Consider the following 14,605-nt stretch of genomic DNA (forward strand, 5'->3'; position numbering starts at 1 on the left):
GGGCGCGGTCTAGAAGCAAATACAGCCCTATATTTTAACCCCCCCCATCCGCTCAAATATGAATAATTCTCAATTACAAATAAGAAATATACTTATCAGTAAAAGTCAAGCAAATTTGCAAAATAAATTCATTTATTTTTGATATTGGTTCTCATTTCACCTATTGCCAGCCTCTTCAGCCTGCTTGGTAGAGTCATGGCACGGCTTGCACAGGGACTGCCAGTTTGAGCGGTCCCAGAACAACTCCTGATCGCCCTGATGAGGAATGCGGTGATCGACTACACCGGCAGCAGTTGTGCGCCCTAAACGCTCGCAGTAGACGCACAGCGGGTTGTCACGCAGATAGACTTCACGAGCTTTCTGCCATTTGTAACCGTAACCACGCTCGGTACTTGTCTTGCCTGATCGCCAACTTACCGCGCCAGTCGCAGGGATTCGTGAGGTCACGGACTCCTTTAGCCTGGGCTTAAGTGTCTTGAGCCTGCCCATCAGCCCGCACCGGGGATTGGGGAGCCACTCAGATAGTTCATTGGCTGCTGTTCATCCTCAAGCCCTTGATCGTCAGCCAAGGCCTCGATCAGCGCTATCTGGTTGCTTTGCATCTGCTTGAGCAGGCTGGTTTGGGCTACTTGCTCGGCCAGGATCTGTTCCAGCAAAGAGACTGCGCGCTCGTTCATATGCCACCTGTGTCCACTTACTGATTCTCTCGCGCCGTGCGGCGCATCCACTGCATGCCATACCTACTCCACTACACAGCAAGGCCAGATCGACCGAGCGTAAGCCAGGGCCTCAGCGTGGCCGTGATCCTCTGGCATGATCATTGGGAAAGGTGGGTAGCCTGGAGTTCGAACGAGCCATGCCTTCTTTACTTGCTCTGGCTGCGCACGATCTGAGCGTCCACCTGGTCTGCACATGTGTCGAGCAGATTGATTGCTCGATCCTTCAAGGCCCATACATCACCGTTCAATTGCAGATCGGCATCGGCATCGCTGACTCGCTCACATGGCACCAACTCAGGTGGCTCAATTCGAACGGCGGTTGTCTTTGTTACCACCGGTGCTGCGCAGGCCGTCAGGCAGAGGCTGAGCAGCCCAGTCACGAACCGGCTTGCTGTTGCGCTTGAGTTTTTCAAAGTCTGCCCTCGCCTGTCTGGCTTTCGTTTCGCTGGCCTGCAACCGCTTGGCCAGATCGGCCTGATAGTCGGCATTGCGCTTGGCCTCGGCCCGCAGTGTGGTGATGGTGGCCTGGCTCTCGACGTTGGCAGCGACTGCATCAGCCCTGCTCTTTGTCTCGATGGCCAGGTCACCTTGTAGCGTGACGACTCGGACCTGCTGGATAGCGATCAGCAAAGCCATCACGATCGTGATCACTAGCGCGACTGCGATGACGCGCATCACCCCGCCGACCTTGGTCGCGGCGGCTACAGGTTCGAGGCTCATACCGAATCCACCTTGCGATTGAGGAAGCGCATCAGAAACTCCCGCATCACAGTGACGCCAAGAAAGCCGATGGCGCCGCCGGCAACAATGGATGCGCTGGCTGGCCACTCCATCCACTCGATGACGATGGACGCCACGAGACTGAGGCAGCCGCAGATCAGCGATTCAAGAATGACGCGCCAAGGCTTGGTCCCCGGAGCGTCGTACAGCACCCGCAGGAATGAAATGACGGTCGCCATAATTACCCCCTGCCACAGCGGATCAGAGAGGGCCAACCAGATTCGGGCCCAGGTGTCTGGTTTGTCAGGCATATGAGCATCCGGTAGCCGTAAACGAAAAAGGCCCGCCGAATGGCGAGCCTCTGTAATAAAAATCAGAAAACAAAAAACCCAGCACGATGGCTGGGCTTTTTCGGTCAATCCTAAATGCGCAGGAATGACAGGATGGAAGTAATAATGATGGAACGATGGATCGCTGTCAACAGGCCATCAGGCCACGGCCTCTGAAATTATCAGGCCCTCGATATCCAGAATCTCACCTGCATGGCACAGCGCCTCATCAACCAATGCGTCCAGAGCGGCGTGGATATTGCGGCGCCATTCACGGCGCGTCGATTCAGGTCGGGCGTCCAAGTCCCAGGTGTTCATGTCATAGAAGCTCTTGGGCAAGACGATCATATCAGCGGATCGGGATTCGGCCTTCTTGTTATTGGCCCTCCCAGCAGCAAGAGACGCTTTGACCAAAGCATCGCGGCGCCAGTCTGGTGTATCGACCGGAATAGATACGGTCACATTCTTGCTTACCGCAGGCTCGGCTCCTTTGAGCTTCGGGATTGCCCAGGCAGTCACAGCCTTGTAAAGAAACAGCGCCGGGGCCGGAGTCGACAACAGCAAGCGCAGATCGGCAATGGCCTGCACCTTCCGTGCCTTGTGCGTGCTGAACTTTGCCACCAGCGCATTCATGTGCCGCTTCTCAAGACCATGATGCAGGCGCGCTGCTAACCAGCAATCCGCTTGCGTCCGGTCAATAGAACCACCTGGTCCAGACCGAAACAGCGACGACAGATCACGCTGTTCATCTTCATGAGGGCTGTACAGTTTTTGCCAGGCCTGCTTGCTTGTGTTGTCGATGGCTTCGGCAGCAAGGGCCGATACGACGCCACCCAGGACGCTTGTGTAAATGCTCATGACTTCCCCTCAATCCCCGGTGTAATTCGTACCGCCGGCACCGCGACGGTTGTTCTGTTCGTACTGTTTTTGTGCACCACCAGTTCGGTGGTTCGCCTTGCTGATCTCTGCCAGGGCTTCTCGCAATCGAGCATTCAGCACCGGCACGATTTCGCTCGGCGAAAGAGGCTGCAGGGTATGGCCGCAGACCCAGCCCGACCCCATGCAGCGCTCGCAATCCATCTCGTGGAAAACGCCAGTCCACGTCCCCTTGCCGCAGCAGATGCTGCATTCAACGATGAATTTCAGTTCGCGGCGGAGCGCTGGGCCATGACTCTTTTTCAGCATTTCGATTCCTCCCCTGTTACAGAATCGGGTAAGGCGTTGTAGGCCGCGCCGTTTGTGGCTTGCAGGGCATTACGTGAATCTGCAAATTTGGTCACTGTAAGGTTGTGGATGTTCTGAAAGCCGATGCCATCGAGCCATGCGTGCCAGGTCTCCAGCGCGATCCGGCGCTGATGCATGGCTTGCGTGTGGATGTAGGTGGACGCGATCTTGCCCAGCGAGTGGTTGAGCAGCATTTCGGCGATGTGCCCGTCGATGCCGAGATCTGTCCAGGCGGTGCGTGAGACTTTGCGCAAATCGTGACTCGACCACTCGCCCTGCCCCAGCCTGACGAACACGCTGTTGGCCTGACTCTCGCTCAGCGGCAGGCCCTTGCGATTCGGGAACAGGTACTTGCCGCTGTAGCCTCGGTGTATTTGCGCGGCGCGGTAAGCGATCAGCAGTGCCTGAGCCTGAGCGGTCAATGGCAGCCGATGCTCTGTGCGAGTCTTCGTGTTTGCGGCCGGAATAAACCACTCGGCTTCAGACAGCGAAATATCTGCCCAGCAAGCCTGCCGCGTTTCGCCCAGCCGCGTGCCGTGGGCCAGCATCATCAGGGCCAGCACAGCATCACCAGGTGCTCGGCCAAAAGCTTCACCCAGTTGCTGCATGATTTCCGGCAGTTGCACGGAGCGCAGCGCCGATGGCTTGGCCTTGATCCGGGTATTGGTGAAGTCCTTGAACTGCATACCCGCCATGGGGTTGCCAGTCACCAGGCCCAGCTTGAGCGCCTGCCTGAGCGCCGCCAGCAGCAGCGCAAACATCTGGCGGATGTATGACAGCGACAGCGTGGCCTGGGCAGGCCAGATGAATTGCTTATCCAGGCTTGCAGCGTTCAGGTCGGCAATGGCCAAGGTGCCCAGCATGGGCAGAATGTGCTGCTTGATCGCTGATCTGGACGTGCTCTTGCGCTTTGCCGAAAGTGAGCGGTCACGGGTCATGCGGTCGTTGTACCAGTTGAGCAACTGACCGACCGTTGCGAATCCGGCGCCGGCTTTGGCAGCAGGGTCGGACAGCAGGCGCTGACGGATCGCGGGCAGCTCAGCAAGGATCGCAGCAAGCCCAATCTCGGGATAATGCGCCACCGGGGCCCAGGCCTTGCCCTTGACCAGATACCACGTTGCGCGGGAGCGGTCCTGATGGAATCGCAGGTACAGGCCTGGATATCGGGCATCGCGAATGTCGCGCACGATTGGATCGGCAGCCTGACGGCGAATCTCTGCATCACTGAATTTCACAGGGCGAGTGATCATGCGGCCACCGTCTTCGGCAGCAGCAGGTATGCCCGCAGCGCCTCCATCGCATCGCGGTGGCCACGGCACACAACCGCCAGATAGCCCTGAGCGTTCAGTGCTTGAATGAAGCCGTGCTGGCTGTCCGAAACCGCAGCATCGTTCGGCGGCGCGGCCTTGAACTCGATGTACAGGCCAAAGAACCCGCCACGCGCCATCGGAAGCACCAGATCAGGTACGCCGGCGCGCACGCCCTGGGCCTTGAGCTTCGCAGCCACGGCCTTAACCCGGTGCCCACCGTTTGGGACATGGAACATCAGGCGTGCAACTACAGGATGGCGTAGCTTGATTTCGCTGATCAGGGCGGCCTGTTCCAGGCCTTCGCGGTCGATGGGCTTTGCTCGGGTCGCCTTTGGGCGAAAAGGGGTCAGCGACTTCATGACCGATTACCCCGGCCTGCACGCAGAGCCGCGAGCGCATCTTGACCAACCTCAGGTGTCCGAATAGAAACCTCTGCTGGCAGCGCCTTCGGCATCACACGCAGCGGCTCACCCCTCATGACAGCACGAACAGCCATCGTGTAACTACGCTCGAACAAACGGCGAATCGAGTCAGCGCCGAGGCTGCGTAGGTTGTGGAAACCTACTTCAGTGGCGGCGTGATAGACCACATCATGGCTCCACACAGCCGAAGAGGCCATGGCCGGATGGGCGTTCTCGGTTGCCTCCCGAAGAGCCTTGTCCACGGACGGGAGACCAAAGACTTCCGGGCTCGGTGAACAGAGATCGAGGAAATCCTTGAGCGTCGGGATTTTCTTGAAAGACGTACCAACCTTGCCCAGCGCATACTCGAAAATAGGCCCGGGAACACGGCCCAAGTCGATTCGAAGCCATGCAGACTTGACGGTTTTGAGCTTTGCCAGACCAGCATCATTCGCCGGGAAATCCCAATCGAACTGGTTCGCGAAGCAAACTTGGAAAGTGGCGAAAAGTACAGCCACCCGACGCTTTAGCTCATCGGTTTCAGGTTGGCTCAATGCCATCGGCGAAGCTGGTATCACCAAGGTTCTGTTCGAGCGTAATGCCGCCTGGACGACGTTTTTGGCCAGTTGAGGACTTTGCATGAGCTGCGGCTCCTTGAGTGATATCGCGATGCATCCAATCGACCAGGCGATAGGCCCAGCCGGAGTTGGTGTCTACGTTTTCGAGTTTGCTGATGTGGAATGCGATGAATTTGGCTAAACGCTCCGGCGTGACCTGATCGAGAGCAACGCCACGGAGGTAGGCCTGGGCTTCCAGATCTCGGCTTGAAGGTGTCCACCCACCGAACATTGCAAAGCGCTGACGAGGGTCAGATGGCGGCTGCGGCAAAGGCTCGGGCGCATCCTCTTCTTCTTGCTTTTGGATCAATGACGGATTGGGTGCAGCTGCTGCACCCCGTTCTGCGTTTAGCTGCACCCCGTCCTGCTGTGAGCTGCACCCCGTACCGTCATCTGCACCCCGTTTTTTCCGGGGTGCGGCATTTGCACCCCGTTCATCTAGGCCGGCATCAGACGCAAACTTTCCAAGCTGCAAGTCGTACACAACAGGTCGACGGTCGCGACGGTCGATGTAGGCAGCGGCGATGGCCTGATTCCCCTCGACAATGAAGCCCGCCTCGCGCAACTCTTCGAGCTTCTGGCGCACCGTGCGCTCGGAAAGTCCGGTGTCATCGGAAAGAGTTGCGGCGGATGGAAATGCACCGCGACCACCGCTGCCGGCATAGTTGGCCAGCACCAGCAGGACGTGTCGGGCCGATGGATTGGCCAGTTCTTTTTTGGGAACTGCAAGCGCCCAGGTCATTGCTTGAACGCTCACGATGAAACCTTTCGCGTCAGATTTGACGGAATGCAGAAAAATGACGAATCAGATTTGGTGGTCATCATTGATGGCCTCCTACTGGTTAAAAAAACAGCCAAATCAGTGGGCTATGGATTTGTTTTCCGCTGGCAGATAATTCCTGCTCAAGCAACCATTTCAGCCCATGGAAATGATGGACAAAGGTCTGATCTTTTCACTTGTCCCTGAGTCAAAAGCTCGATTTGCAAAGCTCTTGGGGCCGGGATCGGTCTGCTGCCTGAACACCACTGACTAACGGTTGGCGTGCGAACAGCGAGGCTTCTGGCTAATTCGGCCTGGCTACCGAGCAAGCGACATGCTTCTCGCACCGCTTCTGCTGGCTTCATGATGGGTTAACTCCGGTAAGTATGCGGGACCAATATAAGGCATTAGCTAATCTCAAAACAAGCTATTGCCTACTCAACAGGTGAAAAGGCTTAATTAGGCAATGCTTACCGGACCAGAATTAGGCGCCGCCATAGAGGCCGCCCGCATGCTCAAGGGCGTGTCAAAAAAGCAGCTTGCAGACGACTTCGGTGTAAAGCCGCCGTCGATCCAAGGCTGGGTAAAATATGGCCGGATCGATAAGGCCAAGCTCATTGAGCTGATTCAGTATTTTTCCCCAGAAGTCTCGCTATCTCACTGGGGTCTTTCACAGTGGACGGCAGATCCAGATCTGCTACGCGACAATGTGGATCCTGAGCAATTCCGCCCAGGTGAAAAAAACGCGCCGAGTAAAGACCGAGAGCCTGACTTTTCATCCGACCAGCCTAATGTGGTAAACGTGGACGGACTGCCAGAAGCCTTGGCGCAAAAGATCAGTAGCTATCGACCAGTTGTCCATATACCCAGATATGATGTGGCCGGCTCCATGGGCCCAGGGACGGAGCCGCCAGAAATGAACATGGTCGTTGAGCACATGGGCCTGGATGCCAACTGGGTAAGAAATAACCTCACATATACTGCACTGGACAACCTAAAACTGATCTCCGGGCGCGGAGATAGCATGTCTCCGACCATTCGCAGTGGCGATGCCGTGATTGTGGATTCGGGCGTTACATGCGTTGAGTCCGACGCTATCTACTTCATTGAGATGCGGGGCCAGCTCCAGATCAAGCGCATTCAGCGAAGCCTTGATGGCTTGAGAATAATTTCAGATAACGGTCAGTATCCACCGATAGACGTGCCGGAAAATCGGGAAGCAGACATCAGGGTTTTAGCTCAAATCATCTATTGGTGGACTGGCCGGAGCTTCTGATTTAGGCCAATCAAGATATCCCCCTATACCCAATCTAAAGCCTGGACCTGAGCCGGGCTTTTTTGTTCCTATCGCTCCCCCTTCCTCAATTCCCTCCAAAACAATCCTCGCGCACGCGCAGGTCATCGCCTTTCACATGTGGAAACTCAGCAGTGAAATTAGGCTCAAGCCAAATAATTAGGCATTAGCTATTTACAGATAATAAGGCAATGACTTATATTCAGCTCATCGCAACGCCACACGCTGAGCGATCCGCTCTTTACACAATCTGACGTGACCACCTCGACGCACCCCATCAGGGGTCGGGACAAGCTAAGTCGTCGACCAAGCAGCCTCTGGATAGCTGCCGGACTCGCCACATCGCGAGGACGACAAACCATGCAAGCCACCTGATGCGTAGCCAGCAGCTGCACCAGGCCGTGGTGGGATACCCGGCGCCGCGCATGGAGAGGAAAAAACACCATAGGAGGAATAGCCAATGCACCAGTAAGCCCAGCCGGAACGCGGACCGGCAACACACGACGAGCTGCCCTACTCAGTAGGCCGCCCGAGCTGCAGCTGGCAGTCGTGTAGATAACACCTAACCCCATGACCACCGAGCCGAAGTCGAGATAGGCAACGTGAACAGGGAAGCTCAAGGCCGAACAAAGCGCAGCGCGAAGCCATCGACGGCAGAGCGCGACTTCACTGGCTGGCCTGCTCACGCGGGCCAGACGGGAAGTCACCCGGAGCAAACCATGCCAAAAAAACCTGAGCAAAAAATCGACTTCAAAATCTTCGAAGGCAAGAAGCTTTGTATGGCTGTCGAGAACGGCAGCTTGCTGAGCGGCCTGCACCTGGCAGCACACCGCCTCACCGGTGCCGAACGCCTCGAACTGATCGAGAAGCTCAAGAAAACACATGCAGAACTCGAAGCCCGGTATCGCTGATCACCCACCCTCCCACATCGACTGCATTGGCGGGCACCAGCCTGCGCAACCTGCGCGGGGGTTTGGTCACCTTCACTGGTGCCCGACCAATGCAGTCCACGGAATCAACTGTATGGCCACATCCTTCAAGCAAATGATCAAGAGCGGCGAGGTAAAGCGCGCCGACGCAATGAAAGTGCAGCTGGAAGATCTGCACGTTGAGCCAGGTTTCAACCTTCGCACCGAAGGTGAGGCACTGGAAGCCAGCATCGAGGTGCTGGCCGAATTCATCGCAGCAGGCGGACAGATTCCACCGCTCGAGGTTAGGCCACGCACAGATGGCGGCGTCTGGCTCATCGACGGCCACAGACGTCGACGTGCGCTGCTCAAGCTTGATGCCGCTGGGCGCCTGCCTCGCACGCCGAACAAGGAAGACCCTGAAATCCTGGAAGCTTGGGTTTCGGTCGTTGCTTTCGAGGGGAGTGATGCGGATCGGGTGGCCAGGATTATTTCCAGCCAGGAGAACGAGAAGCTATCGCCTCTTGAGCTGGCCGAGGGTTACAAGCGGCTGCGTGCTTTTGGCTGGACCATTGACCAGATTGCAAAGAAAGCCGGCAAAAAGCGACAGACGATTGAGCAGGCACTGACCATTGGCAATGCCAACACAGATGTGCAGAGCCTCGTTGCCGCTGGTCAGGTTTCAGCCACAACCGCCGCGCAGGTTGTGCGAGAGCACGGCGACGATGCCGGCAAAGTTTTGGGCGCCGAGCTGGAAAAAGCCCAGGCGCAAGGCAAGAAGAAGGTCACGGCAAAAACAATCAAGGGGCCGGCGATTCCCAAGGCTCAGATCGAAGCCGTTCACACCGCCTCATGCAATTTGATTGCATCGCTTGATCAGATCGACGAGCAGGCCGATGGCTTCGCCCTCCCGACCGCGCTCGTCATTGAGCTGCGCCGCACCCTCCAAATCGCGAAGCCGAGATAGATCATGCACATGACGATAACCAGCGGGGAATGGGCTGGGCGTCTTGGCTTGAGCCTTGCGCGCCGTGAACTGGAATGCACGCTCGCTGTAGCGAGAGGCATGACGACAAAAGAGATTGCCCAAGCGCTGGGCATCGCGCCTGACACCGTAAACAAGCGCATCGCAACTGCGATGTTCAAGCTCGGCGTACCGCGCCGGGCCGCGCTGATAGCAGCAGCTATGCAACGCCAGATCATCAGCCACCTGTGCGTGATGCTTGTTGCGCTGATCGCAATGCACTCAACCAACGACGACATGCGCCGGGAGCGTAAAGGCCCGGAGCGGCGCGTTGCAGCGTTCGAAACAAAACTCGCTCGCAAGGGCGCAAGCAAAGCCAGGCCCTGCATCGCGATTGCCGCGTAGGCCACTCTCGAAGGACTGAATCATGACCCAACTCATCAACTTGTCGGCCTCCTTGCGGGTGGCTGCTGAGGCGCGTTCGGCTATGCAAGCCAGGGCCACTATGGCTACCGAAGAGTTTTACTCGAAGTCTGGTCGAGCAATCCCTACGCCAGCCCCGACTTTTCGTTTCCAGATCAAGAACAAGGCGAAGGCCTTTCACATCTATGACCGCAAGAGCGGCCGTGTTGTCGGGTTCTGCTTCAGCTACCGCGCAGCCCTTGTCTATGCAGACGCAATGGAGCGCGGCGCAGCACAGCGCCTGGTGCCGCGCCGGCTCAACTCGTAGGAGCGGCCATGATCAGCAACGAGATTTCATTGATCCGGCAAAACAGCGAACTTTCTGCTGATCTGGCCGCCGCGATGGAAAGTTTCCTTAACGAGGGCGGAACCATCGCCACGCTGCATGGCTTCGTACATCAGCCCAAGCCAGCCGCAAAGGCCTACGGGCGTAACCATGACGCCCGCAAGCCAAAGGCACAGAAAGCGCTCTCAGAAAAAGCCTCATGCGTTCACATCGATGCCTTGAAAGCAGCCAAGGAAAAAGAGCGCATTGAGCTGGAGAGCAAGGTACGTGAACTGGCCACAAGAATGACACTGGCCGAAGCGATTCGGAAAACCGGAATCAGCAAACACAGACTTCGGAAGATAGCTGGAGCCGGCGGATTCAGGTTTCTGCGTTACGACCCCACACCTGCGCTCAAGCCGAATAGAGCGGACAGGACCGGTGACGCGGCAAATGTTGCGCTGATCAAGTCTGCTCGGGATCGCGGGCTATCACGCAATGAGGCATCTACCGATCTGAAAATCAGCTACGCGCTGATGAAGCGGCTGATCACGGAATACGCCATCGACTATCCGAAACACAAGCCGGGGCGGAAATGAAGCGCATCAGCAACAGGGTCCGCTGCCGACGGCGGGCCGATCAATTTCATCTGCCGCCCAGCGGCTTGGGAGACAGCGTTTATGGCCGAGAAGAAGACGGGAGCCGCAAAGCATTCAGCGGAGTACCGGAAGCGGCAGAAGGAAGAGGCAGAACGCCTGGGCATCGAGAAGCTGACCTTCGACATGCCGGCTGGCATCAAGAAAGCGCTGAAAGCGGGGCTGAAGGCCCACGGATACAGCCAGCCTCAAGAGCTTTTGCAGGACCTGGTCTTGTCGTGGATTGCAGCTGATCCAGATGATCGCACGCGGCGGCTCAAGCGGCCTGACGCGCCAGCTTTTGAAGTAACGCCAAAGCTAGCGCGCAAGTTCGATGAGGCCAGCCGAGCAGAATTGAAGCGCGACCCCGGCGACGAGATCTCAGCGCCGAAGCCATTCCCCCAAGGCGAGCAGCAATGCAAAGCCGCACAGCTCGACATCCTAAATCACGCCCCATGCGAGGCCGCACAATGAAACCTGAAATGATCACCCTGAAAGCAGGCGATGCAACGATCAAGTTGCCGGCCGCCACCCTTGCGCAGTTTGCCCTGGCAGCTGTCGTGCAGCAGATCGTACCGCCGCAGCCTGCACAGGCCTTGGCTGTGGCCTCCTTCGCGCCAGCGGTTCCTGCCATCGGTGAATACTGGCCAGGCCAAGGTGGCGTGAATGCCGGGCTGATGCGCGGCCTTGAAGGCGGGCGTGACTACTACCTGATCGTGCCGACCGGCGACGACCTGGGCGAGCTGAAATTCGGCGGATCTGGCAATGAAATCCCCGACGCCAGCAACCCCTCGGATGGCCTGCTGAATACTCAGGCCCTGGTCAACAGCGAGCACATGCACCCTGCAGCGCTTGCTTGCGTGAAGTTCAGCCGGGACGGGCATAACGACTTCTACCTGCCCGCCCGACGCGAGTTGCAGGTTGCCGAAGCGAATGTGCCCGAGGTGTTCGCGAAGGGCTGGCACTGGTCGAGTTCGCAGCGCTCAGCCAACGACGCATTCTTTCAGTACTTCGGTGATGGCATTCAGACCAACGACGGCAAGGTCAACGCGCTCCGTGTCCGCCCCGTCCGCAGATTGTTCATTTAACCCTTCATTCATTCGAAAGCGGGCGCATCGGCGCCCTTTTTGTTGCCCTCAGGAAAGGATCAGCACATGAGCACAGCAGAGAAACTTGCCACTGAAGCCCCGGCAATCGGCCAGGCCTACGGCGGCGGATTCGTCACCGGCATCACTTGCAATACCGAAACCGGCGTTCGCCTCCTGCACATCACCGCCAGCGCTGCACATGAACTCGTCGGCGCCTGGGGCGAGTACGGCCAGAAGATCGAAGGTGCCGGCAGCTTCACTGACAGCCGCGCCAACACCGAAGCGATGGCTGCAGCCGGCAGCGAGATCGCGCAAAAGGTTCTGGCGCTGGACATCGGTGGCTTCACTGACTGGGCGATCCCGGCGCGCGACGTGCAAGAGCTGCAATACCGCCACTTCAAGCCTACGACTGAGGAAAACTGGCAGTACGCACGCAGCGGCGACAACCCCAGCAGCGAGCCTGTAGGCCGGCTGTACAGCGAAGAAGACCCAGCGCAGAGCGTGCACGAGGCTTTCCGCGAAGACGGCCCTGAAGCGTTCCAAGAGCGCCTCTACTGGTCGAGTTCGCAGCGCTCAGCCTACAGCGCTTTCAGTCAGACCTTCGGTGATGGCCATCAGGACATCGGCGACAAGGACCACGAGCTCCGTGTCCGCCCCGTCCGCAGCGAAGTCATTCAATAATTCATTAATTTCCAGCCGCTTGCGGCTGGCTGCCCAAGGATTGGCACAGCATGGCAATGCACACAGAACTGACCATCTACAAAGCCGCCCTCGGCCTGTTGCAGATGGCCACCAACCTCACCCGGAACGTACCGCGCGACCTAAAGCAATCGCTGGGGCGCCGGGTGATCGATGAATGCATTGACGTGCTGATGCTCATCGTTCGGGCGAACTCAGCCCGAGACAAGCGCCCCCACCTGGGCGAGCTGGTAGAGCGGGTGCAGGTGATAGAAATGATGATGCGGCTGTTCAAGGACAGTCGATTCATCAGTGTCACCCAGCTCGCCAGCGCCATTGAGGTAACCACCTCTGTCGGCAAGCAGGCCAATGCCTGGAAAAAATACTCCGCGCCCGCTTCCTGAGGGTCAAGGCTCCCAGGACTGTGCGATTTGAATCTGGTCGTGCCGCTGGTCTTATAGGCCACCGCCATGTGCATCACGGATACCGCTGGTCTAAAGCGTCCAGGCAGGTCCGGCACAGTTTCCCCAGTGAGCAATCGCCGGGGCGATGTAGATAGCACGACAGGTCGCAGCGCTCAGCCAACAACGCATTCAATCAGAACTTCGATGATGGCAATCAGAACAACAACGACAAGAACAACGAGCTCCGTGTCCGCCCCGTCCGCAGATTCGACCCCCTACCCGTTCAGCGACCTCGTCCAGGCCTATTACGATTGCCGGCGCTCCAAGCGCAACAGCGCCAGCGCGCTGGCTTTCGAAATCAGCCTTGAGCGGAACCTGATCGGCCTGCACCACGACCTGGTAACCGGCAGCTACCGGCCAGGCCGCTCCATTTGCTTTGTGGTCACCCGCCCGAAGGCCCGAGAAGTTTGGGCCGCCGAGTTCCGCGACCGCATCGTGCATCACCTGCTCTACAACCAGATAGGGCCTGCCATTGAGCGCAGCTTCATTGCTGACAGCTGCGCCTGCATACCGGGGCGCGGCACGCTGTACGCCGGTAAGCGCCTTGAGGCGAAGATACGCAGCCATACGCAGAACTGGTCGAGACCTGGGTATTACCTGAAATGCGACCTGGCCAACTTCTTCGTGTCAATCGACAAGCGCGTGCTGGGCCGCCAACTGGCTGAGCGGATCACTGATCCGTGGTGGCGGGCCTTGGCCATGCAGGTGCTCTGGCACGATCCGAGAGAGAACTACGAGTGCCGCAGCCCTGCGCACCTGTTCAATCGTGTGCCGCAGCACAAGCGCCTTGCTGCGCAGCCGGCATGGCTGGGCCTGCCCATCGGCAACCTGTCGTCGCAGTTCTTCGCCAACATCTATCTGGATGCGCTGGATCAGTTCTGCAAGCACACGCTAAAGGCCCGGCATTACATCCGCTATGTCGATGACTTCGTGCTGCTGCATGACTCGCCGGACCAGCTCAACGCCTGGAAGGCAGAGATCGAGGATCTGCTGTCGACGCTCGGCGCCAGGCTGAACCCAACGAAAACCATTTTGCAGCCCATTGATCGCGGCGTTGACTTCGTCGGGCATGTGATCAAGCCGTGGCGCAGGACGACTCGGCCGCGCTCTGTGGCCCAGGCATTGAAGCGTACCGCCGCCGCGCCCGCGGATCAGCTGCGCGAGACGGCCAACAGCTACTTCGGACTGCTGACACAGGCCAGCCACAGCCAGAAGGATCGCGCGGCGCTGGCCAACCTGCTGCTGCGCCGAGGCTTCACCGTAAGTGGCGATCTTTCCAAGACATACGCCAAGTCCTGATCCACTCCCAAACAACGCCGCCTCGGCGTGAACGTACCTGCTCGGAGCATTTATGACCGCAGAAAAACTCAGCGAAAGCGCGCTTGAGCGCGTTATACGCAAAATCAAGCGCTGCATGGCCTTGGCGCAAAGCTCGAATGAAACAGAAGCGGCCACTGCGCTGCGCCAGGCACAGAGCCTGATGCGCAAGTATCAGCTGACCGAAATGGATGTTCAGCTAAGCGATGTAGGTGAAGTCAAATCGTCGTACTCAAGAACAACTCGACGCCCCGCATGGGATCGAGACCTTGGCGCAGTAGTAGCAGACGTCTTCGATTGCAAGGCCCTGACCCTGAAGCATTGGTGTGTCAGCTCACAACGTCCAGTAGAGCGCGCTGTGTTTGTCGGCGTCACACCCTCGCAGCACATCGCTTTGTACGCATACGAAACCCTTCTGACCAAATTGAAGTTGGCCAGAAAGGAGTACGT

The 14,605-nt window shown here is 58.0% G+C and carries 24 protein-coding genes; 13 read left to right on the forward strand and 11 right to left on the reverse strand.

What is annotated here, in order from left to right:
- Positions 1 to 156 precede the first annotated feature (156 nt).
- The 10 genes from DGA31_RS12770 to DGA31_RS12815 all read right to left on the reverse strand — a co-directional run bounded on the left by DGA31_RS12770 (position 157) and on the right by DGA31_RS12815 (position 6,077).
- Positions 157 to 489, reverse strand: a complete 333-nt coding sequence (locus DGA31_RS12770; RefSeq protein WP_109512791.1) for an HNH endonuclease — start codon at positions 487 to 489, stop codon at positions 157 to 159.
- Positions 489 to 677 (reverse strand): hypothetical protein, encoded by a 189-nt coding sequence (locus DGA31_RS29800; RefSeq protein WP_153811674.1) that lies wholly within the window; start codon positions 675 to 677, stop codon positions 489 to 491. Before DGA31_RS29800 ends, DGA31_RS12770 begins: the two co-directional genes overlap by 1 nt.
- A gap of 345 nt (positions 678 to 1,022) precedes the next feature.
- On the reverse strand, positions 1,023 to 1,394 hold the full coding sequence (locus DGA31_RS12780; protein WP_109512824.1) for a hypothetical protein: 372 nt from the start codon (positions 1,392 to 1,394) through the stop codon (positions 1,023 to 1,025).
- A 41-nt stretch (positions 1,395 to 1,435) separates the two neighbouring features.
- On the reverse strand, positions 1,436 to 1,750 hold the full coding sequence (locus DGA31_RS12785; protein WP_109512793.1) for a phage holin, lambda family: 315 nt from the start codon (positions 1,748 to 1,750) through the stop codon (positions 1,436 to 1,438).
- Between the two features lie 177 nt (positions 1,751 to 1,927).
- The gene (locus DGA31_RS12790; RefSeq protein WP_109512794.1) at positions 1,928 to 2,626 is read right to left on the reverse strand and encodes a hypothetical protein; all 699 of its coding nucleotides are present in this window, start codon (positions 2,624 to 2,626) and stop codon (positions 1,928 to 1,930) included.
- Positions 2,627 to 2,635: 9 nt separating this feature from the next.
- The gene (locus DGA31_RS12795) at positions 2,636 to 2,953 is read right to left on the reverse strand and encodes a hypothetical protein (RefSeq protein WP_241509576.1); all 318 of its coding nucleotides are present in this window, start codon (positions 2,951 to 2,953) and stop codon (positions 2,636 to 2,638) included.
- Positions 2,947 to 4,242: a tyrosine-type recombinase/integrase gene (locus tag DGA31_RS12800; protein ID WP_109512795.1), complete on the reverse strand. Its 1,296-nt coding sequence runs from the start codon at positions 4,240 to 4,242 to the stop codon at positions 2,947 to 2,949. The genes DGA31_RS12795 and DGA31_RS12800 overlap by 7 nt, the downstream gene beginning before the upstream one ends.
- Positions 4,239 to 4,661: a VRR-NUC domain-containing protein gene (locus DGA31_RS12805; protein WP_109512796.1), complete on the reverse strand. Its 423-nt coding sequence runs from the start codon at positions 4,659 to 4,661 to the stop codon at positions 4,239 to 4,241. The genes DGA31_RS12800 and DGA31_RS12805 overlap by 4 nt, the downstream gene beginning before the upstream one ends.
- Positions 4,658 to 5,263: a replication protein P gene (locus tag DGA31_RS12810; protein ID WP_161959184.1), complete on the reverse strand. Its 606-nt coding sequence runs from the start codon at positions 5,261 to 5,263 to the stop codon at positions 4,658 to 4,660. The genes DGA31_RS12805 and DGA31_RS12810 overlap by 4 nt, the downstream gene beginning before the upstream one ends.
- Positions 5,244 to 6,077 carry a helix-turn-helix domain-containing protein gene (locus tag DGA31_RS12815; protein ID WP_241509577.1) on the reverse strand — a complete coding sequence of 278 codons (834 nt, stop codon included), beginning with the start codon at positions 6,075 to 6,077 and terminating at the stop codon, positions 5,244 to 5,246. Before DGA31_RS12815 ends, DGA31_RS12810 begins: the two co-directional genes overlap by 20 nt.
- On the opposite strand from DGA31_RS12815, the gene DGA31_RS30000 reads away from it, so the two are divergent.
- A complete protein-coding gene (locus DGA31_RS30000; protein WP_193551502.1) occupies positions 6,066 to 6,287 on the forward strand; it encodes a hypothetical protein in 222 nt (73 codons plus the stop codon). The two genes, DGA31_RS12815 and DGA31_RS30000, sit on opposite strands and share 12 nt — an antisense overlap.
- Here the strand turns inward: DGA31_RS30000 and DGA31_RS12820 are convergent.
- Complete coding sequence (locus DGA31_RS12820; protein ID WP_109512799.1) at positions 6,224 to 6,445, reverse strand: transcriptional regulator; 222 nt, start codon at positions 6,443 to 6,445, stop codon at positions 6,224 to 6,226. The two genes, DGA31_RS30000 and DGA31_RS12820, sit on opposite strands and share 64 nt — an antisense overlap.
- A 146-nt stretch (positions 6,446 to 6,591) precedes the next feature.
- Here DGA31_RS12820 and DGA31_RS12825 point away from each other — a divergent pair, with 146 nt between their 5' ends.
- From DGA31_RS12825 to DGA31_RS12880, 12 genes are all read left to right on the forward strand, one after another.
- A complete protein-coding gene (locus DGA31_RS12825) occupies positions 6,592 to 7,356 on the forward strand; it encodes a S24 family peptidase (protein ID WP_109512826.1) in 765 nt (254 codons plus the stop codon).
- A gap of 620 nt (positions 7,357 to 7,976) precedes the next feature.
- Positions 7,977 to 8,285, forward strand: a complete 309-nt coding sequence (locus DGA31_RS29615) for a hypothetical protein (protein WP_152035029.1) — start codon at positions 7,977 to 7,979, stop codon at positions 8,283 to 8,285.
- Between the two features lie 112 nt (positions 8,286 to 8,397).
- Positions 8,398 to 9,249, forward strand: coding sequence for a ParB/RepB/Spo0J family partition protein (locus DGA31_RS12835; protein ID WP_109512801.1), 852 nt, complete (start codon positions 8,398 to 8,400; stop codon positions 9,247 to 9,249).
- Between the two features lie 9 nt (positions 9,250 to 9,258).
- Positions 9,259 to 9,651, forward strand: a complete 393-nt coding sequence (locus DGA31_RS12840; protein ID WP_421957963.1) for a response regulator transcription factor — start codon at positions 9,259 to 9,261, stop codon at positions 9,649 to 9,651.
- A 22-nt stretch (positions 9,652 to 9,673) separates the two neighbouring features.
- Positions 9,674 to 9,976 (forward strand): hypothetical protein, encoded by a 303-nt coding sequence (locus tag DGA31_RS12845; RefSeq protein WP_109512803.1) that lies wholly within the window; start codon positions 9,674 to 9,676, stop codon positions 9,974 to 9,976.
- Positions 9,977 to 9,984: 8 nt separating this feature from the next.
- Positions 9,985 to 10,572 carry a hypothetical protein gene (locus DGA31_RS12850; RefSeq protein WP_109512804.1) on the forward strand — a complete coding sequence of 196 codons (588 nt, stop codon included), beginning with the start codon at positions 9,985 to 9,987 and terminating at the stop codon, positions 10,570 to 10,572.
- Positions 10,573 to 10,653: 81 nt separating this feature from the next.
- Positions 10,654 to 11,082 (forward strand): hypothetical protein, encoded by a 429-nt coding sequence (locus DGA31_RS12855; RefSeq protein ID WP_241509578.1) that lies wholly within the window; start codon positions 10,654 to 10,656, stop codon positions 11,080 to 11,082.
- On the forward strand, positions 11,079 to 11,696 hold the full coding sequence (locus DGA31_RS12860) for an Lcl C-terminal domain-containing protein (protein WP_109512805.1): 618 nt from the start codon (positions 11,079 to 11,081) through the stop codon (positions 11,694 to 11,696). The genes DGA31_RS12855 and DGA31_RS12860 overlap by 4 nt, the downstream gene beginning before the upstream one ends.
- A 66-nt stretch (positions 11,697 to 11,762) precedes the next feature.
- Positions 11,763 to 12,377: an Lcl C-terminal domain-containing protein gene (locus DGA31_RS12865; RefSeq protein ID WP_109512806.1), complete on the forward strand. Its 615-nt coding sequence runs from the start codon at positions 11,763 to 11,765 to the stop codon at positions 12,375 to 12,377.
- Between the two features lie 50 nt (positions 12,378 to 12,427).
- Positions 12,428 to 12,778 carry a four helix bundle protein gene (locus DGA31_RS12870; protein WP_109512807.1) on the forward strand — a complete coding sequence of 117 codons (351 nt, stop codon included), beginning with the start codon at positions 12,428 to 12,430 and terminating at the stop codon, positions 12,776 to 12,778.
- Positions 12,779 to 12,982: 204 nt separating this feature from the next.
- On the forward strand, positions 12,983 to 14,137 hold the full coding sequence (locus tag DGA31_RS12875) for an RNA-directed DNA polymerase (protein WP_109512808.1): 1,155 nt from the start codon (positions 12,983 to 12,985) through the stop codon (positions 14,135 to 14,137).
- Positions 14,138 to 14,189: 52 nt separating this feature from the next.
- A partial coding sequence (locus DGA31_RS12880; protein WP_152035030.1) for a DUF2786 domain-containing protein occupies positions 14,190 to 14,605 on the forward strand: 416 nt, incomplete at its 3' end.

The organism is Pseudomonas ovata, assembly GCF_003131185.1.
Lineage (GTDB): Bacteria > Pseudomonadota > Gammaproteobacteria > Pseudomonadales > Pseudomonadaceae > Aquipseudomonas > Aquipseudomonas ovata.